The following is a 26,030-nucleotide window of genomic DNA, read 5'->3' on the forward strand; positions in this document are numbered from 1 at the left end:
AGACTGTTTACCGTATAAACAGTCCTAGACTGACGCCATGACGGATGCTGCGGAGATCGAGCTGCCTCGAGGCGTCGCCCTCGCCTGGGGTGTGGCGGCGAACCCGCAGCGCGGGCCGAAGCGGGAGATGAGCGTCGAGCGCATCGTCGAGGCGGCCATGGAGATCGCCGATGCCGATGGGCTGGCTGCGGTCTCGATGGCGGCGGTGGCCGCTCGCCTGGGCTACACGCCGATGTCGCTCTACCGGTACGTCACCGCCAAGGACGACCTCCTGCTTCTCATGCAGGAGGAGGCGACCGGCATCCCCAGCGATGCCAGTCGCTCTGCCGGCACGTGGCGCGATCAGCTGCAGGCGCTCTATCAGGAGCAGGTGCAGCGCTACCTGCAGCACCCGTGGGTGCTCGATGTGCCCATCACCGGCTCGCCGACCACGCCGAACAGTGCCGCCTGGATGGATGCCGGCCTGCACGCGCTCGCCGAAACCGGCCTCACCTACGAGGAGCGTCTGTCGGTCATGCTGCTCGTGACCGGCCACGCACGGTGGACCGGGATGGTGCTGGCCGGCTACGCCCGGATGGAGCGCGACCGCGGGGTGCGGGAAGACGACATCACGCGCTTCGAGGACGCGCTCTACCGCCAGCTCATCACGGCCGACGCCTATCCGGATCTGCGCGCGGCGATCGACGCGGGCGTCTTCCTCGACCAGTCCGACCCCTTCGCCTTCAACCTCGAACGCAGCCTCGACGGCGTCGCGGCCTACATCTCCGCGGTGGAGCAGGGACGCCACGCGGAGCGCGCTCCGTGGACGGGGATGGACGACGCAGACATCGCCGACGACAAGAGATTCCGTGAGGCCCGCAAGGCGGTCCACGCGGCGGAGAAGGCGCTGCGCGACGCCCGCAAGGCGGAGCGGCAGGCCGCCCGCGACGCGCACGAGCGCCGCGCGCGGCTGCGGGGCGGTGCCTGAGCCGACGGATCACAGGATCCCCACGAGTCACACAGGTTTACACGTGTCCCTCCTGCCCTCTAGAGTGTGCTCAGCACTGGGGAACGAGCCCCGATCACTCTGGGGAAAGGGTTGACATGCCGGAACTGCCCGACGTGCGCTTCCTGACCGTTGCCGAGGTCGCAGAACTCATGCGCGTCTCGAAGATGACGGTCTATCGCCTCGTCCACTCGGGCGAGCTGCCGGCGGTGCGCTTCGGTCGCAGCTACCGGGTTCCCGAATCCGCGGTGACCGAAGCTCTGCAACGGCCCATCGCCGACGTCGGCTAGACTGTCCCGAGGCATTTTTCGCATCTGCCCGTTCCCGGTCGCGCACGCGTCGCGCCCAGACCCCGACATTGTGAGGTTTCCGTGGGTTCAGTCATCAAGAAGCGCCGCAAGCGCATGGCGAAGAAGAAGCACCGCAAGCTGCTTCGCAAGACTCGCCACCAGCGCCGCAACAAGAAGTAAAGCGGCACCGACACCAAGCGCCTGTCTCCGGATGGGCGCTTCGTGTATCCACCCGTCATCCCCGCACGCGAGAGGCCGCCATGCAGTCGATCACCGTCCATCAGCTCCGCGAGAACCCCGGCACACCCGTGATCGACGTGCGCGAGACGTGGGAGTTCGAGGGAGGGCGCGTCCCCGGAGCAGTCAATCTGCCCATGTCGACGCTCGGCGAGCACCTCGACGAGCTGCCCGACGGCGCGTTCGCGGTGATCTGCAAAGTGGGCGGGCGATCCGGCCGCGTGGTCGAGGCGCTGGCCGCTCGCGGCTACGAGGCGACGAACGTCGAGGGCGGCACCGACGAGTGGATCGCTGCCGGATACCCCGTGGAGGCGTGAGCCGGCCGGTGTCCACCACCCTCACGCTGATCAGCAAGCCCGACTGCCACCTGTGCGATGTGGCACGCGAGGTGATCGAGACGGTTCTCGCCGAGCTGCCCGACGACTCCGTCGAGGTCGAGGAGCTGTCGATCGCCGACGACCCCGCGCTCTACGCGCAGTGGTGGGAGAAGATCCCGGTCGTGCTCGTCGGCGGAGAGCTGCACGGGCACTGGCGTGTGTCGCCGGATCGGCTACGCGCGGCGCTCGGCGCGGCGCCAGATCCGAGCTGACGACCCGCCCCGGGCTCTCGGTCAGGGGGCGAGGCGCGTCGGGCCTCTGAACAGGTAAGTGACCTCGCGGATCGAGTCCTGGCCGAGCAGCAGCATCATCACTCGCGCGAGGCCCATGCCGAAGCCGCCGTGCGGCGGGGCGCCGTACCGGAAGAAGTCGAGGTAGAAGTCGAGGTGCTCGGGCTCGAGCCCCTTCTCCTTCGCCTGTTCGATCAGCACGTCGACGCGGTGCTCGCGCTGCGCGCCCGTCGTGATCTCCACGCCGTTGAACAGGAGGTCGTAGCTCTTGGTGAGCCCGGTCTCCTCGTCGCGCATGTGGTAGAAAGCGCGGATCTCGGGGTGGTAGTCGGTGATGAAGACGAACTGGTGGCCGTAGGTCTCCTCGACGTACGCCGAGATCTGACGCTCGCCCTCCGGGTCGAGGTCGCCGTCGGTGCGGGGCACCTCGTAGCCGCGGCTCTTCACGATCTCGAGCGCCTCGGCGAGCGGGATGCGCGGGAACGGAATGGCCGGCACCTGCACCTCGATGCCGAACAGCTCCTCGATCTCGGCGCCGTGCTTCTCCTTGACGGCGGCGAACGCCGTGGCGAGCAGCTCCTCCTGCATCGCGGCGACGTCCTCGTGGGAGTCGATCCAGCTGATCTCCGCGTCGATCGAGGTGAACTCGGTCGCGTGGCGGCTCGTGAATGAGGGGTCGGCGCGGAACGCTGGGGCGATCTCGAAGATCTTGCCGAAGCCGGCGACCTGCGCCATCTGCTTGAAGAACTGCGGCGACTGGGCGAGGTAAGCGGTCTTGTCCTCGAAGTAGGGCACCTCGAACAGCTCGGCGTTGGACTCGGATGCCGATGCCATGAGCTTGGGGGAGTGCACCTCGATGTAGTCGCGGTCGACCCAGTACGAGCGCATGGCGTGCTCGAGGGTCGTCTGCACCCGGAAGATGAGGTTGTTGCGACGCTGGCGCAGGTCGAGGAAGCGCCAGTCCATGCGCTTGTCGAGACCGGAGTCGGCTGCAATGGGCGTCTCGGGAAGGGCCGCGGCGGCGATGTCGAGCGCGCCGATCTTGATCTCGACGCCGCCGAGCTTCACGCGCTCGTCGTGCTTGAGCTGGCCCGTCACGGTCAGGAAGGTGCCCGTCGAGAGGTTCGAGATGAGGTCGGTGAGAGCCAGGGCCGCGGCATCCTGCTCGGAGCCGTCCTCAGCCGGACGCGTGGCCGGATTCACCAGCTGCACCGCGCCCGTCTCATCACGAAGGATGACGAACTGCACCTTCTTCTGATCGCGGACGGTCTCGACCCATCCGGAGACGGAGACGGGGCCGTCGGCGAGGCCGAGGAGCTGGTTGACGAGGACGCGTTCAGTCACGAGGCACAAGTCTACGTGCGGGTGGGTTCAACGCCTGCCAGAGCCGGCGGGGGCGACCCGGGCAGGGATCCGGGGGTCTGCACCCAGGAAACACCCCGCGTCGGCCGTCTAGCGTCGTTGAGGCGGCCCGGCCGGGCCGCGGCATCCGATCACCGAAGGCGAAGCCCCCGATGACCGAAACCTCGTCCGACACCTCGTGGCTCTCGGGCCTCCTCGACTGGACCGTCTCGCTCATGGACGTCATCGGCCCCGCGGGGGCCGGTGTCGCCATCGCCCTCGAGAACCTGTTCCCGCCTCTGCCGAGTGAGGTCGTGCTGCCGATGGCCGGCCTCGCGGCCAGTGCCGGATCGTTCACGCTGTTCGAGGCGCTGGCATGGACCACGGCGGGGTCGATCGTGGGTGCCCTGCTCCTCTACGGCCTCGGTGCATCGGTCGGCGTCGACCGGCTGCGGCGGGTCGCCGCGCGCGTCCCGCTGCTGAACCCTCAGGACGTCGACCGCACCGTCGGCTGGTTCCACCGCCACGGGAGCAAGGCCGTGTTCTTCGGCCGGATGATCCCCATCTTTCGCAGCCTCATCTCGATCCCGGCCGGCGTCGCGCGCATGCCGGTATGGCGGTTCATCCTCCTGACGGGCGCAGGAAGTCTGATCTGGAACTCTGTCTTCGTCCTCGCCGGGTACCTGCTCGGCGAGTCGTGGCACATCATCGAGCGGTACGCGGATGTGCTGCAGTATCTCGTGATCGGCGGGGCCGCCCTGGCGGTCGCATGGTTCGGGTTCGTCCGCACGCGGGCGGCGGTCGCGGCGTCCCGTCGTCGCAGCTCCCCCGTCGAAGACGACGCGCGCGAGTCGGTGACCGAGCGCGCGGGCTGACGCTCAGCCGCCCCACAGATCGCGCCCACGTAGACTGGGCGGGTGCCCGCCGATCGCCTCCATCTCGTGCGCCATGGGGAGGTCCACAACCCCCGCCGCGTGCTCTACGGACGACTGCCCGGGTACGGACTCAGCGTCGACGGACGCAGCATGGCCCGACAGGCGGCCGAGTACGTGCAGTCGCTCGATCGTCCGGTCACCGCCCTGGTGTGCTCGCCGCTGCAGCGCACGCAGGAGTCTGCCGAGCCCTTCACCGAGCTGTTCGGCCTCGAGCCGCGCATCGACGAGCGCGTCATCGAGCCCACCAACGTCTTCGAGGGCCGTCGCATGGCGCGCGCCCTCGTCAATCCCTGGAACTGGCGCCACCTGCGCAAGCCCGCGCTCCCGAGCTGGGGCGAGCCGTACGCGGACGTCGTCGGTCGCATGAATCAGGCGATGACGGAGTCGTGGGATGCCGCGCCCTCCGGTGACGTCGTCATCGTGTCGCACCAGCTGCCTATCTGGATCACCCACCTCGCGGTCGCCGCGCTGCCGCTGCGCCACGACCCTCGCGTGCGCCGCTGCGCGCTGTCGAGCGTGACCAGCTTCGAGATGACGGGCGGCAAGTGGACCGAGATCGCGTACGCCGAGCCGGCGTCGCTGTCGGGCTCGGTCGACGTGGGAGCGGTGTGATGGGGGCACGGGCATGGGCGCGCGAGCGCTCGGGGAGTCGGCGCGGGCGGGCTGCGGCATCCACTTTCCTCGTGCTCTCGCTCGCCGGCGGGCTCGCCGCGTGCACGAACGACCCCCTCGCGGAGCAGTACCGCGCCGGTGACAACAAGGGGTTCATCGCCGCCAACGGGTTCCAGATCGTCGAGATCCCCGAGGCTGAGCGCACCGAGCCGGTCGACTTCGAGGGCACGACCGAGACGGGCGAGAAGCTCGGCAGCGCGGACGTTGCGGGCGACGTCGTGGTGGTGAACTTCTGGTACGCCGCGTGCGGTCCGTGCCGGGCCGAGGCGGAGTCGCTCGAGAAGGCGAACGCGTCGTTCGAGGGCAAGGACGTGTCGTTCATCGGCATCAACACGAGTGACGCACCCGAGACCGCGACGGCCTTCGCCGAGCAGTACGGCGTCACGTACCCGAGCCTCATGGCCGCGCAGGACGGCGCGATCAAGCTCGCCTTCGCCGACAAGACGCCGATCAACGCGACGCCGACGACGCTCGTGCTCGACAAGCAGGGGCGCGTGGCGGCGCGCATCATCGGCCAGCTCGAGAGCGCGTCGATCCTGCAGACGCTGGTGCGCGACGCGCTGGAGGAGTCGTGAGTCCGGCCGACCTCGTCGCCGGCGGGTCGCTCTTCGTCGCCGTGCCGATCGCGATCCTCGCGGGGCTGCTGTCCTTCCTGTCGCCGTGCGTGCTGCCGCTCGTGCCCGGCTACCTCGGGTTCATCGGCGGCGCGGTGAGCCCGCGCCCGGCACCCGTGGCCGTCACGGCCGGCGGCGCATCCGGGTCGTTGAGCGAGGAGCGCAGCGACGAGACGAAACGCGCCGACTTGGCGCACGCGCCCGAGCCCGGACGCGGCCGGCTGCTCGTCGGCGTGCTGCTGTTCATCGCGGGCTTCACGCTCGTGTTCGTCAGCGTGGCGACGCTCGGCGGAACGCTCGGCCGCTTCTTCATCGAGTACGCCGACCTCATCACGCGGATCCTCGGCGTCGTCATCATCGCGCTGGGGCTCGTCTTCATCGGCGTGTTCGGCCTCGCCCAGCGCATCGCCCGCCCGCAGGTGAGAGGCAACCTCGGCCTCATCGGCGCGCCGCTGCTGGGCATCGCACTCGGCATCGGCTGGGCGCCGTGCATCGGCCCCACGCTCGCCGTGATCCTCGCGATGGCGTTCGACTCCGGATCGGCCGCGCGCGCGGCGACCCTGGGCCTGGCGTACTCGCTGGGTCTCGGCATCCCCTTCGTCCTCCTCACCCTCGGATTCGGGTGGGCGACGCGCTCGGTGACGTTCATCCGCCGCCACATCCGCGTGGTGAACCTGATCGGAGGAGCCCTGCTGATCGTGCTCGGCGTGCTCATGGTGACCGGCGTCTGGACCCAGATCATGGCGAGCCTGCAGGGGGTGTTCGCGAATGTCCCGCTCCCGCTCTGAGGCCGGCGCCACCACGGCCGACCCGCTGCGGCCCTCCGATCACGCCGACGCCGAGGCCGAGGCATCCGGAGACATCTCCCAGCCCGCGCTCGGCGTCGTCGGCTGGCTGCGCTGGGGCTGGCGGCAGCTCACCTCGATGCGCACGGCCCTCGTGCTGCTGCTCCTGCTCGCGATCGCCGCGGTGCCCGGCTCGCTGGTGCCCCAGCGCAGCGCCGACCCCAACGGCGTCACGCAGTATTTCGCCGACAACCCCGACCTCGCGCCGGTGCTCGACAACCTGAGCATGTTCGACGTGTACTCGTCGCCCTGGTTCTCGGCGATCTACATCCTGCTGTTCGTCTCGCTGATCGGGTGCGTCATCCCGCGGACGAAGCACCACTGGAAGGCGCTTCGCGCGAAGCCGCCGCGGACGCCGGCCCGGCTCGCACGCCTGGACGCGCACCGCTCCGAGACGGTCGAGTTCGAGTCGGAGACGGATGCCGCGGCCGCCGCCGCATCGGCGATGGAGGCCGCGCAGGCGCAGCTCAAGAAGTCCGGCTACCGCGTCGAGCGCTACGACTCGGGTGCGGCGCTGTCGGTGTCGGCCGAGCGGGGATACCTGCGTGAGACCGGCAACCTGGTCTTCCACGCCGCGCTCGTGGGGGTGCTGCTCGCGGTCGGCCTCGGCGGCGGGTTCACCTACACCGGGCAGACGGTGATCATCGAGGGCCGCACCTTCGTGAACACCATGCTCGACTACACGTCGTTCAACCCGGGGCGCTTCGTCCACGAGGAGGAGCTGGATCCGTACGCGCTGACGCTCGATCGCTTCGATGTCACGTACCAGCCGCTGGGCGCGCAGGGTCAGGGCCAGGCCGGCGACTTCGTCGCTCACCTGACCACGCAGTACGCCGGTGAGGAGGCCGGCACGGGCGAGGTGCGCGTCAACCACCCGCTCGACATGGGCGGCGACCGCATCTACCTGATGGGCAACGGCTATGCGCCGACCCTGACCGTGCGCAACGCCGACGACGAGATCGTCTTCTCGGAGTCGGTCCCCTTCCTGCCGCAGGACACCAACATGACCTCGCTCGGGGTCGTGAAGATCCCCGACGGGCTGCCCGACCAGATGGCGCTGCAGGGCTTCTTCTACCCCACGCAGGCCCCGCTGCACACGGGCGCGTTCGCGTCGGCCTTCCCGGCGCTGGTCAACCCGGTCGTCTCGCTCAACGTCTGGGTCGGCGACCTCGGGATCGACGACGGCACGCCGCGGTCGGTCTACACGCTCGATCCCTCCGACATGACCCAGCTGGCCGGGCGCGGCACCGACGTCGAACCGATCGAGCTCGCTCCCGGTGACACCGTCGACCTGCCCGACGGGTACGGCACCATCACGTTCGAGAACGAGTCGCCCGCGGGAGCGCAGGGATACGAGCAGTCGGTGAAGCGCTACGTGTCGCTGTCGATCCACCGGGATGCCGCGGCGACGTGGGTGCTCGTGTTCGCGGTGCTCGCGACCGCGGGCCTGCTCGCCGCGCTCTTCGTGCCCCGCCGGCGCATGTGGGTGAAGGTGACCCCGCGCGGTCGCACGCTGGGTGTCGAGTACGCCGGGCTCGCCCGCGGCGAGGACCCGACGCTCGCGGCCGCGGTCGAACAGTTCGCCCAGCGTCACCGCGACGGCCTGCAGTCGCCGACACACCCGAAAGTAGACTGAGACAATGCCTGAATCCTCCGCTCTCACGCTCGACTCCGTGTCGGTGCTGCTGGTGTGGACCGCGATCACCATCTACGCGCTCGCCTTCATCGCGTACGCCGTCGACCTCGCGCGCCGCGGGGCCGACGCGGTCGACGCCAAGGACGCGCAGCTGAAGGTGCGCGAACGCGAACTGGTCGCCGCGGGCGGCGCCTCGGCCGGCGACTCGGCCGGTGAGCTGCGCGCGAAGGAGAAGGCAGCGGAGGCGAACCTCAACGCCCCGATCGGACGCCGGAAGCGGTTCGTGTGGGCGCGCATCGGTACATCGCTGACGGTGCTGGGCTTCCTGTTCCACGTCGCGGGCGACGTCACACGGGGCATCGCGGCGGGACGCGTGCCGTGGTCGAACATGTACGAGTTCGCCCTCACCGGCACGATGCTCATCGTCGCCGTCTACCTCGTGGTGCTGATCCGCTACGACCTGCGCTTCCTCGGCTCGTTCATCACGGGTCTCACCCTCGTGCTGCTCGGGGCGTCGACGCTGGCGTTCTACGTCGAGATCACGCCGCTCGCCGACCCGCTCAAGTCAGTGTGGCTGGTCATCCACGTGTTCGTGGCGACGCTGGCGACGGCGCTGTTCGCCCTCGCCTTCGGGCTGTCGGTGCTGCAGCTCATGCAGGCGCGGCGCGAGCGCAAGGTGCTCGCGCTCGCCGCGGCGTGGGCCGAGGCATCCGCTCAGCCTGTCAAGACGGGTCCGCGGTTCCTCGGAACCCTGCCCGGATCCGACGCCCTCGAGTCGCTCGCGTATCGCTTCGCGATCCTCGGGTTCATCTTCTGGACGTTCACCCTCATCGCCGGCTCGATCTGGGCGAACGACGCGTGGGGCCGGTACTGGGGCTTCGACACCAAGGAAGTCTGGACCTTCGTGATCTGGGTCCTCTACGCCGGGTACATCCACGCCCGCGCGACGCGCGGCTGGCGCGGATCGCGGTCGGCCTGGCTGTCGATCATCGGCTTCACGGCCGTGCTGTTCAACTTCACGATCGTGAACATGTTCTTCAAGGGCCTGCACGCGTACTCCGGCCTGAGCTGACCCCCGCCGCTGCGCCCTGCGCTTCATGTTGAGTGTCCAGGACGCGCCGCGAGCCGAGGCCGCTCGGCGGCGTGTCTTGGACACTCAACCCGGGGCCGACGCCGCGTGGGCGGGCCATGCCGGCGCGGCACCGCACCGTAGCCCGCGCCGCCACTCCGCGGCCACTTCATGTTGAGTGCCAGGACGCGCCGTGCGTTGGGGCTGGTCGACGGCGTGTCCTGGACACTCAACAAGGGGGTGGGCGGGACGCCCAGAGCGTCGGGCGAGGGTCAGTCGTCTGGCCAGCCTCGCGAACGCAAAGCGCGTTCGATCCGACGGAGGAGGCGGCGGGGCTCGTCGGCGAGGTCGTGCGCGACTGCGCGGATGAGGATCCAGTCATGGTCGGCGATCGCAGCCCAGCGGTCGGCGTCGCGTGAGAACTGGGATGCCTCGGCATGGTGTCGCCCGTCGTACTCGACCGCGACGCGGTATTGCGGATATGCCAGATCGAGACGTGCTACGAGAGCCGACGAGGCGTCGGTCAAGTTCCAGTTCAGCTCAGGCTCGGGCAGCCCTCCGCGCACGACAAGCAGCCGCAGCTCACTCTCCTTCGGCGACTCGGAACCCGCTCGCGCGAACTCGGCGGCCTCACGAAGGGCGACCGCGCCACGTCGCCGCGCGACCTCCGCAACGCGCACCAGCTCCTCACGGTCGGCCAGTCCGTCGGTGAGGAGGTAGTCGGCAGCAGCCGTCAACTCGTCGACGGTGAGGAATCTGCGCTTCAGCGGATCTGGCGGACGCCGGCTGCGCTCGTATCGACCGCGCTCCGGGTTCGGCGAGCCGCAGCGATCGGCTGACTGCGCCCAGGCTTCGGCAGGCGGCGGGACGGGAAGTCCGCGAAGGAGCGTCGCGTCTTCGGGCAGAAAGGCGAATCGATGCCCGACGACACCCGGAATTCGCGGCTCTCGGACTCCCAGCAGCGCACCGACGTGGAGGTATCGCTCGGTCCAGCCGGGAAGCGGGGCGCCCCAGAGCGCCAAAGCGGTCGGCCCGGCGTAGATGTGGAGCGGCTCCAACCTCGGAAGCAGGTCTCCGCACCGTGCCTCGAGCGACGCGCTGACCGCATCGGCGGGCGCGCGCACGCCGTGGTGCGGCGTGCGCAGATCGGCGGCCCGGAGTCTGCGCGGGCGCAAGCCCGCATCGTGCGCTTCGCTGACCGTGAAGGCGACGTCGGAGAACTCCGGCGGCAGCGGGGATGGCTTCACCCGTCCATCGGAGCCGTCCTCGGTGCGACCCTGTGGCGCTCTCGGCCGAATCGGTGCATTGGTCCGTTCGCCCTGCCCTTGTGGAGGACGGACGCCGACGCCTCACACCGTGTCGAGTGTCCAGGACGCGCCGCGCAAACGGGCGAAGAGGCGGCGGGTCCTGGACTCTCAACGAGAAGGGGCGACCCGAGGGCGAGCCGGGGCAGCGCGAGGGCGAGCCGGGGCAGCGCGAGGCCGAGCCGGGGGCCACGCGAGCGCGAGCCGAGGCCGAGCGGGGTCGGAGCCGGCCGGTCCGACCCCGTTGAGTGTCCAGGACACGCCGCGCCAGGGCGGGCGACCACGGCGGGTCCTGGACTCTCAACGAAAAGGTGGGGGCGGGGCGCCCGGAGCGCGTGAGGGCTAGGCCGCGGCGGGGGCCGCCTCGAGGATCGCCCTCGCCGACGTCGTGCGCCGGCGCGCGACCGCGAGGATCGTCGCGCCGAACGCGAGGACGGTCCAGACGACGAGCCCGGCGAAGGCCGCGCCGATCGCACCCGCTTCGGTGAGCGCGGCCACCATCCCGTTGTACGCGGGGGACGTCGGCATGAGCGCCGCGAGGTCGGCCAGCACGCCCGGCACCGTCGAGACCACGCCGGTCGCGACGGCCAGCACGCCGATGAGCGCCGACGCCCAGCGCCCGGCCCCGCCGAAGACGGCCACCAGCGCCTGGTTGACCGCGGCGAACGCGATGCCCGCGACGACGCTGACGCCGGCGAACGCCCACCACTGGCTCCACTCGTACGATGCCGCTAGCTGCACGACGCCGGCGACGAGGAGACCCTGCGCCGCACCCAGGACCGCCGCGGGGGCGAACCCGCGCAGCGCCAGTAGCACCGACGGCTCTCGCGCCGTCAGCGCGCGCCGCGAGACCGCCTGCAGTGCGACGAACGTCGCGAGCCCGCCGAACCACAGCGCGAGGGTCGACAGCAGCGGGATTGCCGAGGCGCCGAACAGCGACGTGCCGACGCCCTCGGCCTCGACCGGGTTCGCGACGACCTCCGCGAGGCTGGAGGCCTCGGAGTCCGAGTAGGACGGGAGAGCAGCGGATGCCTCGTCCAGGCCGTCCGCGAGCGTCGACGTGCCGTCGGCCAAGGCCGTCACTCCATCGGCGAGCGAGGTCGCCCCTTCGCCCGCCTGGCCGATCCCGCCCGCCAGCTGCGACGCGCCCGACGAGAGCTGACCCGCACCGTCGGCGGACTGCGTCGTTCCGGAGGCGAGCTGGTCGAGGCCGCCGGCGAGCGAGCGCGCGCCGCCCGCAGCCTCGGTGAGCCCCGCGCTGGTCTGCGACATGAGCTCCGAGATGCCCGACGCGGTCCCGGCGGCGTAGCCGTCCGCGTAGCCGGCGCTCGTCGCCGCGGCTCCCGCGTTCTGGGCGGCCGCGCCCGCGGTCGCGGCGGCGGCGCCGACCTGTGTGCAGAGCTCCACCGAGCCGCCCGACGCCACGCACTGCTGGGCGAGCCCGCCGAGCGTCTGCGCGAGGCCCAGCGGACCGTTGGCGGGGTCGTCGTTGCCCAGCAGCAGGGCGAGGGCGAGGGTTTCGTCCGCGGCCGCGCCGGCGTAGCTCGCGGTCGCGTCCGCGGCATCCTGAAGCTCCTGATTGACGACCTGCGCGGCCGCCGTGTCGAGCCCGGCCGCGAGGTCGCGCGCCCCGCCGGCCGCACCTGAGATGCCGCCCGCGATCTGATCCAGGCCGCTCTGCAGGTCGCCGGCTCCCGTCGCGAGACCGTCGGCACCCGACGCCAGCTGCGGCATCCCGTCGGCCAGCTGGGTCGCGCCGTCAGCGGCCTGGCCGGCTCCGTCCGCGAGCTCGTGCGCGCCCGACGCGGCTTCGCCGAGCTGGTCGCCCAGCGTCGTGAAGCCGAGGAAGACGTTCTCGAGGTAGACCTGCGAGAGCTGATCGCCCATGAGGGATGCCGCGGCCGTCGTGACCTGAGCCGTGATGGCGTCGTCGACGATGAGGCTGTCGGGCGGTGTCTGCACCTCGATGGTCGCGCGCTCCGGCGTCTCGCCCGGCTGGGTCGACGTGGCAGCCGCCGAGAAGTTCTCGGGGATCGTCACGACCGCCGCGTAGGTGCCGTCGGCGAGACCCTCCGCCGCATCGTCGGCGTTGGAGATGGTCCAGGTGAGGTTGCTCGGCTGTTCGTCGGAGCCCTCGACGAGACCCGCGGTGAGCTGACGCCCCAGCGGGACGAGCTGGTCGTCGATCGTGACCGCTTCGTCCTCGTTCACGATGGCGGCCTGAAGGCCGTCGAGACGCTCGACGGGGTTGTACAGCGCGGCGACGAGGACGCCGCCGATCACGACGGGCAGCAGGAGCACGCCGATCAGCGTCAGCCAGGTCACGGGCCGGCGCGAGCGCGCGCGTTCGATGTGGAGGGTCATGCGGTCACCTCGGCGACAAGAGAGGAGGAATCGGGGCTGGTCGCGGCGCGCAGCGCGAGCGAACTCACGCCGGACCGGCGGGCATCGGCCAGGAGTGCGAGCGCGGGACCCTCGATCCTCGCGGTCGCGATGACGGTGAGACGAGCGGATGCCGCGTCCGACCGCGCCCGGACGGCGGCCTCGGCATCGCGCAGCAGCGCGGCGGCCTGGTCGCGGTCGGCGGCGTCGAGGGTGTCGAGGCCGTCGATCACGACGAGGGTCGTGCGGCCGCTCAGTGCCCGGCGCAGCTCGCCCACGGGATCGTCCGAGTCGGCGAGGATCGCGACACCGACGTGGGCACGCACCCACGCCGCCCGCTCGGGGAGCAGGTGCCCGGCCACGCGCAGCCGCCCGTCGCTCGGCGCGACGCGGCCGGCGATCGCGAGCCCGAACGCACGGCCGGCACGGGGGTCGCCCGTCGCGATGAGCGTGCCGCCGGGCTCGACGCGGAAGGACGCGCCGTCGAACAGCGTCACGTCGCCCGCCGCGCCGCCGTCGGCGCGGACGGCCACATCCTCACCCACGACCGCGGCGGTCGTGTTCGGCTCGGGCCAGTCGGCCAGGGAGAGCTCGCGCTCGACCGCCTCGCCCTCGATGTCGAAGTGCGGCAGAACCCGCTCGAGCCAGCGAGGCATCCACCACGCCTTCTCACCCAGGAGCGCCATGACGGCCGGCACGAGCGTCATGCGCACGAGGAACGCGTCGACGGCGATGCCCACCGCGAGGCCGAGCGCGATCGGCTTGATCGACGAGTCGCCCTCGGGCACGAAAGCGGCGAACACGGCGAACATGATCACGGCGGCAGCCGTCACGACGCGGGCTGAGGCGGTGAAGCCCGAGCGCACGGCGCCGAGCGCGGTGTCGCGGTCGCTGCGCGTCGCGTGTCCCTTCGTGGCGCGGCGCGCGTGGACGTAGTCCTCCCGCATCCGGCTGACGAGGAAGACCTCGTAGTCCATGGCGAGCCCGAACAGCACTCCCATGAGGATGATCGGCATGAAGCTGATGACCGGACCCTCGCGGGTCACGTGCAGCAGGTCGGCGCCCCAGCCCCATTCGAAGACGGCGGCGACCACGCCGAACGCGGCGAGCACGGACAGCAGGTAGCCGAGGGCGGCCTTGATCGGCACCCAGATCGACCGGAACACGATCATCAGGAGCACGAGCGACAGGCCTACGACGAAGATGCCGAAGGGCAGCAGGGCCGCGCCCAGGCGGTCGGAGATGTCGATGCCGACGGCGGTGAAACCGGTCACCTTGAGGTCGACGCCGTACTGCTCCTCCAGCTCCGGCGCGAGCGCGCGCAGCTCCCGGACGAGGTCGGCGGTCGCCGGGTCGTCGGGTGCCGTCTCCGGCACGATCTGGATGAGCCCGGTGTCGGCCGTCTCGTTCGGGGTCGCGAGCGCGATCTCCTTCACGCCGGGGACCTGCTCGATCTCGTCGGCGAGGTCTGCCATCAGCCCGAGCGGATCCGTCGACGTGACGATGGTCCCCGTCATGATGAGCGGGCCGTTCGCCCCCGCGCCGAAGTGCTCGGCCGTGAGGTCGTAGGCCTGACGCGCCTGGCTCGTCTCGGGCTGCTGGCCCGCGTTGGGCAGTGCGAGTCCGAGGCTCGCCGCGGGGATCGCCATCACGCCCAGCGTGAGGATCACGGCGATGGTGGTCACGATCGGATGCTTCGTGACGAGCATGACCCAGCGGTTCATCTTCTTCGGCGCGGCCGTGGCGACGGGTGCCTCGCTCGCATCCGTCTCCGTCTCAGCCTCGTCGCCGGCGGCGCGTGATCCGCGTCGCCCGACGGGCAGCGCGACACCGCGGTGCTTCGTGGCGTGCCCCCAGCCGGCGACCCGGCCCTTGGCGAAGCCGAGGAGCGCCGGCGTCAGGGTGATGGCCACGACCACGGCGATGGCGACCGCCACGGCCGCGGCGATGCCCATGGTGGTGAGGAACGGGATGCCGGCGAAGCCCAGTCCGATGAGCGCGATGAGCACGGTGACGCCGGCGAACACGACGGCCGAGCCGGCGGTTCCGGTGGCGCGCGCGGCGGACTCCTCGGGCTCCACGCCGGTGCGCACCTGGTCCTGATGTCGCGCGACGATGAAGAGGGCGTAGTCGATGCCGACCGCGAGCCCGAGCATGATCGCGAGCATCGGCGTGGTCGACGAGATCGATGCGAACGCCGTCGACACGTAGATGAGCGCGATCGCGAGACCGACGCCGATGAGCGCGGAGATGAGCGGGAACCACGCGACCGCGACCGAGCGGAACGTCACGATGAGCACGAACAGAGCGATGAGCACGCCGACCGCCTCGATGAGGGACAGCGCGGGAACCGAAGTGGAGAACAGATCGCCGCCCATGGCGACCTGCGAGCCGTCGGGCAGCGTCTCGCCAAGGTCGTCGGCTACCTGCTCGAGAGCGTCCTTGGTCTCGTCGGAGACGTCCGTGGACTGCCCGTCGAACTGCAGGCGGATGATGGCGGCGGACTCGTCGTCCGAGACCATGCCCGTGACCATTTCGCTGAACGGATCGGTGACGGCGATGACGCCGTCGATGTCCTCGAGACGAGCCACCGTGTCGTCGATCTCGGCGGCGTACGGGTCCTGGGTGACCGTCTCGCCGTCGGCGGCGACGATCACGAGCTGCGCGCTCGTGCCGCTGGCCTGCGGAAAGCTGCGGTCGAGCAGCTGGATGCCCTCCTGCGCCTCGGTCCCGGGGATCGAGAAGGAGTTGTCGGTGCCCTTCATGAAGGCCAGCGCGCCGCCGCCGGCGATGCCGAGCAGGAGCACCCAGGCCACGAGCACCCGCCAGGGGTGACGGTAGGACCAACGGCCGAGGGCATACAGCAGGGTGGACACAGCGCCTCCGCGTTCAGGACGGGTTCAAGATTGCGATACAGCGCTGTATCGGATACATGAGTGTATCGTAAGGCGGGTTGCCGTCCTGAAACTGAGTACTGCGTGTGAGACTGGCGAAGGAGGATCTCTTGAGCGACACGAGCGTCACGTCGCCTCGCCGCGAGGCGACGCGGCAGAAGCTGTTGGATGCCGCCGCCCAGGTCTTCGCCGAGGTGGGGCTGGATGCGGCATCCGTCGAAGCCGTCTGCGACCGCGCCGGCTTCACGCGTGGTGCGTTCTACTCGAACTTCGAGACGAAGGACGAGCTGTTCCTCGAACTGGCCGCACGTGTGTCGCGCGAGCGCGTCTCCGCGGTGCGCGCACGGGTCGCCGAGCTCGAGCGCGACGGTGCGTTCGCCGATGTCCCCGCCAACGCCCTCCAGATCGTGCAGCAGGTGCTCGACATGTCGGCGGATGACCGCCTGGGCGTCCTGCTCATGAGCGAGATCCGCATCCACGCGCTGCGCACGCCGGCGCTCGCCGCTGCGTACCTGGCGCAGACCGAAGAGATGCTGGAGAGCGTCGCGCAGATCATCGACGACATCGGGCGCGCCGAGGCGTTCACCTTCCGGCTCGAGCCGCTCGACGCGGCACGCCTCATGCTGACGGTATGGGAGGGCGCGGCCGTGCGGTCGGTCATGGCCGGCGCCGACCAGGCCCAGTTGCAGCGCGCCACGAACGAAGAGCTCGCCCGCGTCGCGCAGCTGCTCATCGAGCCGTCGGGCGACTGAGCGTCCGCCGCCGCACCGATCGGCAGCGGGTCAGATCGCGGCGCCCGCGAGCAAGGCGTGGCAGCGCGCCAGCCGGTCGAGCCACCATTCACGACGGTCAGCGGATGCCTCGTGCCGAGCGAGCAGCTCCGGGTCGGGCGCCACGCGCCCGACCGGCAGCATCCCGCCCACGGGTGCGAGCGGCGGGGTCGTCACGTCGGCGGTGAACAGCGAGGCCGTTCCCAGACCGCAGTCGTAGTCGAGCTCGGGAAGCGCGGCGGCGAGAGCCGCGCCCATGGAGAGCCCGATCGAGGTGTCGAGCGCGCTCGACACGACGGCCGGCAGCCCGGCCTCCGCCACGATCGCCAGCGCTCGCCGCACGCCGCCGAGCGGCTGAGCCTTGACGACGAGGAGGTCTGCGGCACCGGCGCGCGCCACGGCGAGGGGATCCGACGCCTTCCGCACGCTCTCGTCGGCAGCGATCGGGATGCCCATGTACTTCACGCGGCGGCGCAGCTCGGCGAGCTCGTCGACGGCGGCGCACGGCTGCTCGGCGTACTCGAGATCGAACTCGGCAAGCGCGTGCAGCGCCCGCTCGGCCTCATCGACGTTCCAGCCGCCGTTCGCGTCGACGCGCACGCGCCCCTCCGGCCCCATGGCCTCGCGCACCGCGCGCACGCGGTCGACATCGTCCGACAGTCGCTGCCCGCCCTCGGCGACCTTGACCTTCGCCGTGCGACAGCCGTCGAAGCGCGCGAGGACGGAGGGGACGGATGCCGCGGCCACCGCCGGCACCGTCGCGTTGACCGGGATCTCCTGCCGGACGGCGGCGGGCTGCGGCATCCATCCGAAATCTATGGCGGCGGTGAGCCACGTGGCCGCCTCGCGATCGTCGTACTCGGCGAAGGGGGAGAACTCGGTCCAGCCCTCCGGGCCTTCGAACACCAGCGCCTCGCGCACCTCGATGCCGCGGAAGCGCGCGGCGAGGGGCAGTGCGACGACCCGCGCCGAAGCGAGGAGTTCGGATAGAGGCGGGACGGAGTTGCTCACGCGACCCATCATGCCCAGGTCAGAAGTAATACGTCTGGTTCTGCACCGACCGCGCGCCAGAGCGGTTGTTCGCCTCGCCGGCGCTGCGGGCGGCGGCCACCTGCGCCTCGTGACGCGCCTGTGCCTCTTCGTGGCTCAAGGGCTTGCCGAACACGGCGTGCCGGATGCGGGTGAACAGCGAGGGCTTGGCGGTCATGGTGGCCTCCTTCGGGTCATCGTCGCACGGGGCGGGCGGCTCGGCAATCACATTTGTGAACCGCCTCAGCCGATGCGTCCGTCGCCGGGCCGAGCCACCCTCATCCAGGCCCAGCCGTACGCGGGCAGCTCGCACTCCACTCGCCCACGGTCGTCGAGCTCGAAGCGGTCCGGGCCGAAGAGGTTGCTGAGCTGTGTGCCGTCGGGCTCTTCGGCCAGCGACAGCGTCACCCGTGCCGGCTCGTCGGCGAAGTTGTGCAGGGCGATCATGCGCCCGACGTCCGCGCTCACCGAGTGGGCGAGCACCGACGGCGCATCGTGCTCGAGGATCTCGACCTCGCCCCACCCGATCTCGGGGGAGATCCGGTAGCGCGCCGCCAGGCGGCGGATGAAGTGCAGCAGCGACTCCTCGTCGTTGAGCTGAGCCGACGCGTTGACGTGGGCGGGGGAGTACCCGCCTTCGGGCAGCGGTGCTGCCAGTCGCGAGGGAGCCGCCGTGGAGAAGCCGCCGTTGCGGGCGTCGCTCCACTGCATCGGCGTTCGTACGGCGAGGCGCCCGGCGACGTCGGGATTCTCGCCCATTCCGATCTCTTCGCCGTAGAACAGCACCGGGGTGCCCGGAAGCGAGAAGAGCAGGCTGTAGACCATGCGCACGCGGCGTGGATCTCCGCCCAGCATCGGGGGCAGGCGGCGCGTGATCCCTCGACCGAACACGCGCTGTCGCTCGTCGGGTGCGAAGGCCTCGAAGACCTCGTCGCGCTCCTTGTCGGTCAGCTTGTCGAGCGTCAGCTCGTCGTGGTTGCGCACGAAGTTCGCCCACTGCGCCTCGGTCGCGATGGCCGGCCGAGCGCGGAGCGCCTTCGCCAGCGGCCGGGGGTCGGACCGTGCGAGCGAGAGGTACATCGCCTGCATGCCGTTGAAGTCGAACTGGAGGGTGAGCTCCTCGCCCTTGCCGCTGCCGAAGTAGGCGGTCTGCTCGCGGTACGGCAGGTTGACCTCGCCGAGCAGCACGGCCTCCCTGGACCGCCGCCGGAGGAACTGGCGCAGGTCGCGCAGGTACTGGTGCGGATCGGCGAACTCCTTGCCCTCCGGCACCTCGATGAGGAACGGCACGGCGTCCACTCGGAAGCCCGAGATGCCCATCTGCAGCCAGAAGCCGATCGTCTTGGCGATCTCGTCGCGCACGGTCGGGTTGGCGATGTTGAGATCTGGCTGATGGCTGTAGAAGCTGTGCAGGTAGTACTGCCCGGTCTTCTCGTCGAGCTCCCACAGGGTGCTCTCCTCACCGGGGAAGACGGCGTTCACGTTATTCTCGGGCGGCTCGTCGCGCCACACGTAGAAGTCGCGGAAGGGGGACGTCTTCGACCGCCGCGCGGCGACGAACCAGGGGTGCTTGTCGGACGTGTGGTTCACGACGAGGTCGACGATCACGCGCATGCCGTGGTCGCGCGCCGTGCGCACGATCTCCACGAGGTCGCCGTGCGTCCCCAGGCGCGGATCGACGCCGTAGAAGTCGGTCACGTCGTAGCCGTCATCGCGGTCGGCGGTCGGATAGAAAGGCATGAGCCACAGGCACGTCACGCCGAGGTCGGCGAGGTAGTCGATGCGACTGCCGAGACCGGTGAGGTCGCCGATGCCATCGCCGTTGGAGTCGAGGTAGGTCTCGACGTCGAGGCAGTAGACGACGCTCGTCTTCCACCACAGATCGCTCGTGTCGGTGATCTTCACTGGAACCTCCGTAGGGCCGGGAGCAGTTCGGACGCGGCGCGATCGAGGAACGCGTTCTGGTCCTTGCCGACGTGGTGCAGGTAGACGCGGTCGAAGCCGATGCGGGTGAGCTCGGTGATCCGCTGCGCGAGGGCCGCGGCATCCGTGTCCACCAGCACGGCTTTGCGCAGCTCGCCCTCGTCCGGATCGCCGACCGCGGCGTCGAAGTCTTCGGGCTGGTCGAAGTCCCAGGCTCGCGGGGGGCCGATGAGGCCGTTCCGCCATTGATCCTTCGCGAGGGCGAGGGCTGCGGCATCCGTCTCCGCCAGCGACAGGTGGACCTGCAGGACGCACGGTCCTTCTCCGCCGGCCGAGCGGTAGGCCTCGACGACGCGGCGCAGCGATTCCGGGTCCTGGGCGACGGTGGCGAGGCCGTCGACGCGGCCGGCGAGCCAGCCCGCCGTCTCAGCGCTGACCGCCGCACCGAACAGCGGCGGGGGCGCGTCGGGCAGCGACCACACCCGGGCGCGGTGCACGCGCACGTGCCCGTCGTGCGTGACCTCATCGCCCGCGAGCAGGCGCCGAATGACGTCGATGGACTCCTCGAGCCGCGTGTTGCGGTCGTCCTTCGACGGCCAGGGGTCGCCGGTGACGTGCTCGTTCATCGCCTCGCCGCTGCCGAGCGCCGTCCAGAACCGGCCAGGGAACATCTCCTCGAGGGTGGCGATGGCCTGGGCGATCACGACCGGGTGGTAGCGCTGACCGGGGGCATTGACTACGCCGAGGGAGAAGGACGTCGAGGCGAGGGCCGCGCCGAGCCACGACCACGCGAAGCCCGACTCGCCCTGCCGGACTCCCCACGGGGCGAGGTGGTCGGAGCACATCGCTCCGTCGAAGCCGGCGTTCTCTGCGCCGACGACGGAGGTCAGCAGCGCGCTCGGGGGGAGCTGCTCGTGCGAGGCGTGGTATCCGATGAAGACCATCACCCGAGTCTTGAACCGCGGGGTCGCCGGTTCAAGGCACTTGCGGCCTCGCGGAGTGGCCGCCAGCAAACAACGTGACGACAATTACAATGTGTGCTTGCCTATAGTGTGTGTCGCACAGTACAGTGTGAGACATGAGCGAATCCGAGATCCTCGACACGCACCTGCAGGAGCTGCGGCGCGGAACGATCGTGCTGGCCTGCCTCCGGCTGCTCGAGCAGCCGGGGTACGGGTACGGACTGCTCGAGCAGCTGGGGGAGCGCGGCTTCCCCACCGATGCGAACACGCTGTACCCGCTGCTGCGCCGGCTCGAGAAGCAGGGGCATCTCACGAGCGAGTGGAACACCGACGAGGCCCGGCCTCGGAAGTTCTACCGCACCAGCGCCGCGGGAACGCGTCTCGCGGGCGCTCTCACCGACGAGTTCCGCGCGATCGCCACGGCGATCGACGCCCTTTCAGAGGAGGACTGACATGACCAACGCCACACTCATCGACCGCTACGTCGACGCCGCGATGCGCACCGTCCCCGAGGCTCAGCGCACCGATCTGGCCGCCGAGCTGCGCGGTTCGATCGACGACCAGATCGAAGCCCGCGTCGCCGAGGGCCAGGCGCTCGACGAAGCCGAGCGCGCTGTGCTGACCGAGCTCGGCGATCCTGACAAACTCGCCGCCGGATACACCGAGCGGCCGCTCTGGCTGATCGGCCCGCGCTACTACCTGACGTGGTGGCGCCTGCTCAAGCTGCTGTGGGCGATCGTGCCGGCGTGCGCCGCCTTCGGTGTCGCCCTCGCCCAGACACTCGCGGGTGAGGACTTCGGCACGACGGTCGGCGCCGTCGTCTCCGTCACGCTGAGCGTCATCGTGCACATCGGATTCTGGACGACGCTGGTCTTCTTCATCGTCGAGCGCTCCGAGCGCGGAGACGATCCCCGCATCGTCGGGGAATGGACGCCCGACGATCTGCCCGAGATCAGGGAACGGGGCGCGGGCCTCAGCGACCTCGTCGCGTCGCTGGTCTTCCTCGCCCTTGCTGCGGGCGCGGTCCTGTGGGACCACTTCATCGGGTTCGTGTACACCTCGGCGGAGGGCTGGATGCCGTTCCTGTCGCCCGACCTGTGGCCGTGGTGGATCGGCGCGCTGTTCGTGCTGATGGTGCTCGAAGCGCTTCTGGCCATCTCGGTCTATGCCAAGGGCCGGTGGGACGCAGGATCTGCGACCGTCAACGTGTTCCTCAACCTCGTGATCGCCGGCGGTGCACTCTGGCTGCTCGCGCAACAGCAGCTGATCAACCCCGAGTTCTACCCGGCGATCATCCCGGCGGACTCCGCCGACACGGTCAGCACGGTCGTCTCGACTCTCTTCGGCTTCGGAATCATCGCGATCGCCGTATGGGACAGTGTCGACGCCTTCCTCAAGGCGCACCGCTCGCGCTGAATGGAAACGGGGCGGGTGGGATGCCGGAGCCTCCGGCCTCTCACCCGCCCTAGGCTTTTCCCATGCCCCTTCTGGATACTCCGGTGCGCCTCGGCGTGCAGCTGCAGCCGCAGCACGCTCCGTATTCCGCCTTCCGTGACGCCGTCCTCCGGCTCGAAGACCTCGGCGTCGACATCCTCTTCAACTGGGACCACTTCTTCCCGCTGTCGGGCGACCCGGACGGCCTGCACTTCGAGTCGTGGACGATGCTCGCCGCGTGGGCGGAGCAGACCGAGCGCGTCGAGCTCGGGTCACTGGTGAACTGCAACAGCTACCGCAACCCCGATCTGCAGGCCGATATGGCGCGCACCATCGACCACATCTCGGCGAAGGACGGCACCGGCCGCTTCGTCTTCGCCACCGGCTCAGGCTGGTTCGCCCGCGACTACGAGGAGTACGGCTACGAGTTCGGCACCGCCGGCTCGCGGCTCGACGACCTCGCCGAGGGCCTCGCCCGCGTCGAGGCGCGCTGGGAGAAGCTCAACCCCGCGCCGACGCGACGGATCCCCGTCATGATCGGCGGCAAGGGCGAGCAGAAGACCCTGCGGCTCGTGGCCCGGCACGCCGACATCTGGCACAGCTTCGTGCGGCCGGACGAGCTGCCCCACAAGCTCGACGTCATCGAGCGGTGGGCCGAGAAGGAGCAGCGCGACACCTCGAACCTCGTCGTGTCGAATGAGCTGCACCGACGGGACGAGGCATCCGGCGACCAGCTGTACGACGCCGGCGTGCGGCTCTTCACACTCGCGTTCCAGGGTCCCGACTGGGACTACGACCTCGTGAAGTCGTGGCTGCGGTGGCGTGACGCCAAGAACGGCGCATGAGTCGCGGCATCCCGCGCTCTAGGCTGAAGCCCATGGTCTCCGAGCTCTTCGACGAAGACACGTGGATGCCGGCACCCGGCGCATCCGGCTTCACCGACATCACCTCGCACGTGTCGAAGGACGGGCGCATCGCGCGCATCGCGTTCGATCGCCCCGAGGTGCGCAATGCCTTCCGCCCGCACACGGTCGACGAGCTCTACCGGGCGCTCGACGACGCCCGTCAGAACCCGGGCATCGGCGTCATCCTGCTCACGGGCAACGGGCCGAGCCCGAAGGACGGCGGCTGGGCGTTCTGCTCGGGCGGCGACCAGCGCATCCGCGGGCGCGACGGCTACAAGTACTCCGAGACCGACACGGTCACCGACCCGGCGCGCGCCGGGCGGCTGCACATCCTTGAGGTGCAGCGGCTCATCCGGTTCATGCCGAAGGTCGTGATCGCCGTGATCCCGGGGTGGGCTGCCGGCGGCGGCCACTCCCTCCACGTGGTGTGCGACATGTCGATCGCGAGTGCCGAGCACGGCCGCTTCAAGCAGACGGATGCGGATGTCGGATCCTTCGACGCGGGCTACGGCTCGGCGTACTTCGCCCGGCAGATCGGGCAGAAGTTCGCCCGCGAGGTCTTCTTCCTCGCGGAGGAGTACTCGGCGCAGCGCGCGTACGAGATGGGGGCCGTGAACCGTGTGGTGCCGCACGCCGAACTCGAGCGCGAGGCGATCGCGATGGCGCGGACGATCCTCACGAAGTCGCCGACCGCGATCCGCATGCTGAAGTTCGCGTTCAACGCCGTCGACGACGGCCTGGTCGGCCAACAGGTGTTCGCGGGCGAGGCGACCCGGCTCGCCTACGGCACCGACGAAGGGGTCGAGGGGCGCGATGCGTTCCTCGAGAAGCGCGACCCCGACTGGTCGCCGTATCCGTGGCAGTACTGAGCCGATGAAGCTCGAGCCCGTCACCGGCGACGATCCGCGCGACGTTCTCCGCGCGCTGAAGAGCGCCCTGCACGGCGCCGGCCCTGCTCTCGGTCTCGGCCTGGTGAGCGAGCTTCCCGGCGAGGTGCGTCCGGGAACCGCCGTGGTGGTGACGACGTCGGGCTCCACCGGCGTGCCCAAGAGCGTGGTCCTCAGCCGCGACGCGCTCACCGCCAGCGCGCTGGCCACCGCCGACCGGGTGGGCGAGGGCGCGTGGCTGCTCGCGCTCCCGGCGAGCTACGTCGCGGGCATGCAGGTGCTCGTGCGTTCGATCGTCGCCGATCGCGAGCCGGCGATCCTCAGCGGCTCCTTCACGCCGCAGTCCTTCACCGCAGCGGCGTCCATGATGGCTTCGAGTGATCGGGGCCAGCGCATCCCGACCTATACGTCGCTCGTCCCGGCACAGCTGTCACGCCTGCTCGACGCCGCCGACGAGGACCGAACGGTGCTGACCGCTTTGCGCTCGTTCGAGACCATACTCGTGGGCGGGCAGGCGCTGCCGCCGGTGACCCTCGAGCGAGCCGAGACCGCGGGTGCGCGCATCGTCCGCACGTACGGGTCCACCGAGACCTCCGGCGGCTGCGTGTACGACGGGGTGCCGCTCCGCGGGGTGAACCTTCGGGTGCTGCGCGGCGAGGTGCAGGTTTCGGGCCCCGTGTTGGCCGAGGGATACCTCGGTAATGGAGAGCTGACGGATGCCGCGTTCCCCCGCTCGCCCGATGGCACGCGGTGGTATCGCACCGGCGACGCGGGTCTTCTGGAAGACGGCGTCCTGCGTGTCCGCGGACGGATCGACAACGTCATCGTCTCCGGCGGGGTGAACGTCTCCCTCGACCGTGTCGAGCGGATCGTCCGCACCGTGGCCGGCCTGACCGACGCGGTGGTCGTCGGCGTGCCCGACGAGCGCTGGGGCGAGGCATCCGTCGTCGTCGCGACCAGGGGCGAGTCGCTGCGGCGGAGCGAGTCGATCCAGCTCGAGGAAGCCCGCGCCGCCGTGAAGGAGGCGATCGGAGCCCACGCGCGCCCGGCGCGGCTGGTGCTGGTCGACGAGCTGGCGACGCTGCCCTCGGGCAAGCCCGACCGCGAGGCCATCCGCCGCGCGGTCGCTGCCCTCCACTGACCTCGGCTCCCCCCTCAGGTCGTTGAGCGAGGAGCGGAGCGACGAGACGAAACGCGGTGGCTCCGCGAGGGGCGTTTCGTCTCGCTTCGCTCGCTCAACGACCGGGGGGTCGGGTGTCCACAACCCGGCGCCGCCTCGTGACGGCCCGGCGCGCGGCCCTCTAGGATGACGACTCGTGGCAGGAACTTCCAGCAAGAAGCGCAAGCACCCCGGACCCAAGAAGCAGCCCCCGCGCGGCAACCCGCAGAAGCCGCGTCAGTCGGGCGACCCCCGTGCCGTCGAGCCGGCGACCGCGCGCGACTGGATCGGCGCCGCGCGCCTGCGCACGCTGCCCCTCGCGATCAGCCCGGTCATCATCGGCACCGCCGCCGCGATCCTCGTCGCCGACGTCTTCCACTGGGTGATCGCTCTCTTCTGCCTCATCGTGTCGGTGTCGCTGCAGATCGGCGTGAACTACGCCAACGACTACAGCGACGGCATCCGCGGCACCGACGACCACCGCGTGGGGCCGGCCCGCCTCACGGCCTCGCGCAAGGTGAAGCCGCGGGTCGTGCTGGCCGTGGCGCTCGTCTTCTTCGCCATCGCCGCCGTGGCGGGACTCGCGCTCACGATCCGCACGCAGCAGTGGTGGTTCCTCGCCGTGGGCGCCCTGTGCATCCTCGCCGCGTGGTTCTACACCGGCGGCAAGCGGCCGTACGGCTACTACGGCCTCGGTGAGCTCTTCGTGTTCGTGTTCTTCGGTCTCGTCGCCACCCTCGGGACGACGTGGGTGCAGGCGTTCGCCCTGCCCCAGGAGGCGTGGTTCGGCGCGGTCGCCGCGGGTCTGCTGGCGTGCGCCGTGCTGCTCGCGAACAACCTCCGCGACATCGACCAGGACCGCGCCGCGGGCAAGCGCACCCTCACGACACTCATCGGGCGCACCGCCACGCGCTGGCTGTTCACGATCTTCGTGCTCGTGCCGTTCGTCATCGCCGCGTACCTCGCGCTCTTCTACCCCATCGCGTGGCTGTCGCTGCTGGTGCTGCTGGCGGCGATCCCGGCCATCCTCATCGTGTGGACGTACCGGGACCCGCGCGAGCTCGTGGTCGCCCTCGGCCTGACGTCGCTGACGTCGATCGCCTACGCCGCGTTCCTCGCGTGGGCGTTCATCGGCTGAGCGCTCGCCGCG

26 protein-coding genes are annotated in these 26,030 nt (G+C 70.4%); 18 read left to right on the forward strand and 8 right to left on the reverse strand.

Annotated features, from left to right (window positions below; translation table 11 throughout):
- Nucleotides 1–37: 37 nt before the first annotated feature.
- The 5 genes from JX005_RS00630 (at nucleotide 38) to JX005_RS00650 (ending at nucleotide 2,101) form a co-directional block, all read left to right on the forward strand.
- Nucleotides 38–967: a TetR/AcrR family transcriptional regulator gene (locus JX005_RS00630; protein ID WP_214465436.1), complete on the forward strand. Its 930-nt coding sequence runs from the start codon at nucleotides 38–40 to the stop codon at nucleotides 965–967.
- A 116-nt stretch (nucleotides 968–1,083) separates the two neighbouring features.
- Entirely contained in the window at nucleotides 1,084–1,275 is a 192-nt protein-coding gene (locus JX005_RS00635) for a helix-turn-helix domain-containing protein (protein ID WP_214465437.1), read from the forward strand.
- Nucleotides 1,276–1,356: 81 nt separating this feature from the next.
- Nucleotides 1,357–1,455: a 30S ribosomal protein bS22 gene (locus JX005_RS00640; RefSeq protein WP_003792170.1), complete on the forward strand. Its 99-nt coding sequence runs from the start codon at nucleotides 1,357–1,359 to the stop codon at nucleotides 1,453–1,455.
- 80 nt (nucleotides 1,456–1,535) lie between these two features.
- Nucleotides 1,536–1,829 (forward strand): rhodanese-like domain-containing protein, encoded by a 294-nt coding sequence (locus tag JX005_RS00645; RefSeq protein ID WP_214465438.1) that lies wholly within the window; start codon nucleotides 1,536–1,538, stop codon nucleotides 1,827–1,829.
- An 8-nt stretch (nucleotides 1,830–1,837) separates the two neighbouring features.
- On the forward strand, nucleotides 1,838–2,101 hold the full coding sequence (locus JX005_RS00650) for a glutaredoxin family protein (RefSeq protein WP_214465439.1): 264 nt from the start codon (nucleotides 1,838–1,840) through the stop codon (nucleotides 2,099–2,101).
- Between the two features lie 21 nt (nucleotides 2,102–2,122).
- Here JX005_RS00650 and aspS read toward each other — a convergent pair whose 3' ends face one another.
- Nucleotides 2,123–3,463, reverse strand: a complete 1,341-nt coding sequence (aspS, locus tag JX005_RS00655) for an aspartate--tRNA(Asn) ligase (RefSeq protein WP_214465440.1) — start codon at nucleotides 3,461–3,463, stop codon at nucleotides 2,123–2,125.
- 170 nt (nucleotides 3,464–3,633) lie between these two features.
- Here aspS and JX005_RS00660 point away from each other — a divergent pair, with 170 nt between their 5' ends.
- The 6 genes from JX005_RS00660 to ccsB are packed head-to-tail and all read left to right on the forward strand — an operon-like array spanning nucleotide 3,634 to nucleotide 9,234.
- Nucleotides 3,634–4,335 (forward strand): DedA family protein, encoded by a 702-nt coding sequence (locus tag JX005_RS00660; RefSeq protein WP_214465442.1) that lies wholly within the window; start codon nucleotides 3,634–3,636, stop codon nucleotides 4,333–4,335.
- Nucleotides 4,336–4,377: 42 nt separating this feature from the next.
- Entirely contained in the window at nucleotides 4,378–5,007 is a 630-nt protein-coding gene (locus tag JX005_RS00665) for a histidine phosphatase family protein (RefSeq protein WP_214465444.1), read from the forward strand.
- Nucleotides 5,007–5,642, forward strand: a complete 636-nt coding sequence (locus tag JX005_RS00670) for a TlpA family protein disulfide reductase (protein WP_214465445.1) — start codon at nucleotides 5,007–5,009, stop codon at nucleotides 5,640–5,642. Before JX005_RS00665 ends, JX005_RS00670 begins: the two co-directional genes overlap by 1 nt.
- Nucleotides 5,639–6,469, forward strand: a complete 831-nt coding sequence (locus JX005_RS00675) for a cytochrome c biogenesis CcdA family protein (protein WP_214465447.1) — start codon at nucleotides 5,639–5,641, stop codon at nucleotides 6,467–6,469. The genes JX005_RS00670 and JX005_RS00675 overlap by 4 nt, the downstream gene beginning before the upstream one ends.
- The gene (gene resB / locus JX005_RS00680) at nucleotides 6,450–8,162 is read left to right on the forward strand and encodes a cytochrome c biogenesis protein ResB (RefSeq protein ID WP_214465449.1); all 1,713 of its coding nucleotides are present in this window, start codon (nucleotides 6,450–6,452) and stop codon (nucleotides 8,160–8,162) included. Before JX005_RS00675 ends, resB begins: the two co-directional genes overlap by 20 nt.
- A 4-nt stretch (nucleotides 8,163–8,166) precedes the next feature.
- Nucleotides 8,167–9,234 (forward strand): c-type cytochrome biogenesis protein CcsB, encoded by a 1,068-nt coding sequence (gene ccsB / locus JX005_RS00685; protein WP_214465452.1) that lies wholly within the window; start codon nucleotides 8,167–8,169, stop codon nucleotides 9,232–9,234.
- A gap of 269 nt (nucleotides 9,235–9,503) precedes the next feature.
- On the opposite strand, the gene JX005_RS00690 is transcribed toward ccsB, so the two are convergent.
- The 3 genes from JX005_RS00690 to JX005_RS00700 form a co-directional block, all read right to left on the reverse strand.
- Nucleotides 9,504–10,478 (reverse strand): endonuclease domain-containing protein, encoded by a 975-nt coding sequence (locus JX005_RS00690; protein ID WP_214465456.1) that lies wholly within the window; start codon nucleotides 10,476–10,478, stop codon nucleotides 9,504–9,506.
- A gap of 399 nt (nucleotides 10,479–10,877) precedes the next feature.
- Entirely contained in the window at nucleotides 10,878–12,899 is a 2,022-nt protein-coding gene (locus tag JX005_RS00695) for a YhgE/Pip domain-containing protein (protein ID WP_214465458.1), read from the reverse strand.
- Nucleotides 12,896–15,793, reverse strand: a complete 2,898-nt coding sequence (locus JX005_RS00700) for an MMPL family transporter (protein WP_214465459.1) — start codon at nucleotides 15,791–15,793, stop codon at nucleotides 12,896–12,898. The genes JX005_RS00695 and JX005_RS00700 overlap by 4 nt, the downstream gene beginning before the upstream one ends.
- Before the next feature lie 128 nt (nucleotides 15,794–15,921).
- Here JX005_RS00700 and JX005_RS00705 point away from each other — a divergent pair, with 128 nt between their 5' ends.
- On the forward strand, nucleotides 15,922–16,563 hold the full coding sequence (locus JX005_RS00705; protein ID WP_214465460.1) for a TetR/AcrR family transcriptional regulator: 642 nt from the start codon (nucleotides 15,922–15,924) through the stop codon (nucleotides 16,561–16,563).
- 30 nt (nucleotides 16,564–16,593) lie between these two features.
- Here the strand turns inward: JX005_RS00705 and JX005_RS00710 are convergent, their stop codons facing one another.
- From JX005_RS00710 to JX005_RS00725, 4 genes are all read right to left on the reverse strand, one after another.
- Nucleotides 16,594–17,592 (reverse strand): o-succinylbenzoate synthase, encoded by a 999-nt coding sequence (locus JX005_RS00710; protein WP_307858465.1) that lies wholly within the window; start codon nucleotides 17,590–17,592, stop codon nucleotides 16,594–16,596.
- A 19-nt stretch (nucleotides 17,593–17,611) separates the two neighbouring features.
- Nucleotides 17,612–17,788, reverse strand: coding sequence for a hypothetical protein (locus JX005_RS00715; RefSeq protein WP_214465461.1), 177 nt, complete (start codon nucleotides 17,786–17,788; stop codon nucleotides 17,612–17,614).
- A 65-nt stretch (nucleotides 17,789–17,853) separates the two neighbouring features.
- Entirely contained in the window at nucleotides 17,854–19,515 is a 1,662-nt protein-coding gene (locus tag JX005_RS00720; RefSeq protein WP_214465462.1) for an alpha-amylase family protein, read from the reverse strand.
- Entirely contained in the window at nucleotides 19,512–20,477 is a 966-nt protein-coding gene (locus JX005_RS00725) for a TIGR03885 family FMN-dependent LLM class oxidoreductase (protein ID WP_214465463.1), read from the reverse strand. The genes JX005_RS00720 and JX005_RS00725 overlap by 4 nt, the downstream gene beginning before the upstream one ends.
- Before the next feature lie 134 nt (nucleotides 20,478–20,611).
- On the opposite strand from JX005_RS00725, the gene JX005_RS00730 reads away from it, so the two are divergent.
- The 6 genes from JX005_RS00730 (at nucleotide 20,612) to JX005_RS00755 (ending at nucleotide 26,018) form a co-directional block, all read left to right on the forward strand.
- Nucleotides 20,612–20,947 carry a PadR family transcriptional regulator gene (locus JX005_RS00730; protein WP_214465464.1) on the forward strand — a complete coding sequence of 112 codons (336 nt, stop codon included), beginning with the start codon at nucleotides 20,612–20,614 and terminating at the stop codon, nucleotides 20,945–20,947.
- A gap of 1 nt (nucleotide 20,948) precedes the next feature.
- Entirely contained in the window at nucleotides 20,949–21,911 is a 963-nt protein-coding gene (locus JX005_RS00735; RefSeq protein WP_214465465.1) for a permease prefix domain 1-containing protein, read from the forward strand.
- A 62-nt stretch (nucleotides 21,912–21,973) separates the two neighbouring features.
- The gene (locus JX005_RS00740; RefSeq protein ID WP_214465467.1) at nucleotides 21,974–22,774 is read left to right on the forward strand and encodes an LLM class F420-dependent oxidoreductase; all 801 of its coding nucleotides are present in this window, start codon (nucleotides 21,974–21,976) and stop codon (nucleotides 22,772–22,774) included.
- A gap of 32 nt (nucleotides 22,775–22,806) precedes the next feature.
- The gene (locus tag JX005_RS00745) at nucleotides 22,807–23,703 is read left to right on the forward strand and encodes a 1,4-dihydroxy-2-naphthoyl-CoA synthase (protein ID WP_214465468.1); all 897 of its coding nucleotides are present in this window, start codon (nucleotides 22,807–22,809) and stop codon (nucleotides 23,701–23,703) included.
- A gap of 4 nt (nucleotides 23,704–23,707) precedes the next feature.
- Entirely contained in the window at nucleotides 23,708–24,862 is a 1,155-nt protein-coding gene (locus tag JX005_RS00750) for an AMP-binding protein (protein WP_214465469.1), read from the forward strand.
- A 175-nt stretch (nucleotides 24,863–25,037) separates the two neighbouring features.
- Complete coding sequence (locus tag JX005_RS00755) at nucleotides 25,038–26,018, forward strand: 1,4-dihydroxy-2-naphthoate polyprenyltransferase (protein ID WP_214465470.1); 981 nt, start codon at nucleotides 25,038–25,040, stop codon at nucleotides 26,016–26,018.
- The last annotated feature ends 12 nt before the right edge of the window (nucleotides 26,019–26,030 follow it).

This window comes from Microbacterium flavescens (assembly GCF_018588945.1).
Lineage (GTDB): Bacteria > Actinomycetota > Actinomycetes > Actinomycetales > Microbacteriaceae > Microbacterium > Microbacterium flavescens.

Excerpts from the sequence above, each read along its gene's own strand:
- JX005_RS00630 (WP_214465436.1), top strand. The coding sequence starts at position 38 with ATGACGGATGCTGCGGAGATCGAGCTGCCTCGAGGCGTCGCCCTCGCC.
- JX005_RS00635 (WP_214465437.1), top strand. The coding sequence starts at position 1,084 with ATGCCGGAACTGCCCGACGTGCGCTTCCTGACCGTTGCCGAGGTCGCA.
- JX005_RS00645 (WP_214465438.1), top strand. The coding sequence starts at position 1,536 with ATGCAGTCGATCACCGTCCATCAGCTCCGCGAGAACCCCGGCACACCC.
- JX005_RS00660 (WP_214465442.1), top strand. The coding sequence starts at position 3,634 with ATGACCGAAACCTCGTCCGACACCTCGTGGCTCTCGGGCCTCCTCGAC.
- JX005_RS00670 (WP_214465445.1), top strand. The coding sequence starts at position 5,007 with ATGGGGGCACGGGCATGGGCGCGCGAGCGCTCGGGGAGTCGGCGCGGG.
- resB (WP_214465449.1), top strand. The coding sequence starts at position 6,450 with ATGTCCCGCTCCCGCTCTGAGGCCGGCGCCACCACGGCCGACCCGCTG.
- ccsB (WP_214465452.1), top strand. The coding sequence starts at position 8,167 with ATGCCTGAATCCTCCGCTCTCACGCTCGACTCCGTGTCGGTGCTGCTG.
- JX005_RS00695 (WP_214465458.1), bottom strand. The coding sequence starts at position 12,899 with ATGACCCTCCACATCGAACGCGCGCGCTCGCGCCGGCCCGTGACCTGG.
- JX005_RS00715 (WP_214465461.1), bottom strand. The coding sequence starts at position 17,788 with ATGACCGCCAAGCCCTCGCTGTTCACCCGCATCCGGCACGCCGTGTTC.
- JX005_RS00725 (WP_214465463.1), bottom strand. The coding sequence starts at position 20,477 with ATGGTCTTCATCGGATACCACGCCTCGCACGAGCAGCTCCCCCCGAGC.
- JX005_RS00730 (WP_214465464.1), top strand. The coding sequence starts at position 20,612 with ATGAGCGAATCCGAGATCCTCGACACGCACCTGCAGGAGCTGCGGCGC.
- JX005_RS00735 (WP_214465465.1), top strand. The coding sequence starts at position 20,949 with ATGACCAACGCCACACTCATCGACCGCTACGTCGACGCCGCGATGCGC.
- JX005_RS00740 (WP_214465467.1), top strand. The coding sequence starts at position 21,974 with ATGCCCCTTCTGGATACTCCGGTGCGCCTCGGCGTGCAGCTGCAGCCG.
- JX005_RS00745 (WP_214465468.1), top strand. The coding sequence starts at position 22,807 with ATGGTCTCCGAGCTCTTCGACGAAGACACGTGGATGCCGGCACCCGGC.
- JX005_RS00750 (WP_214465469.1), top strand. The coding sequence starts at position 23,708 with ATGAAGCTCGAGCCCGTCACCGGCGACGATCCGCGCGACGTTCTCCGC.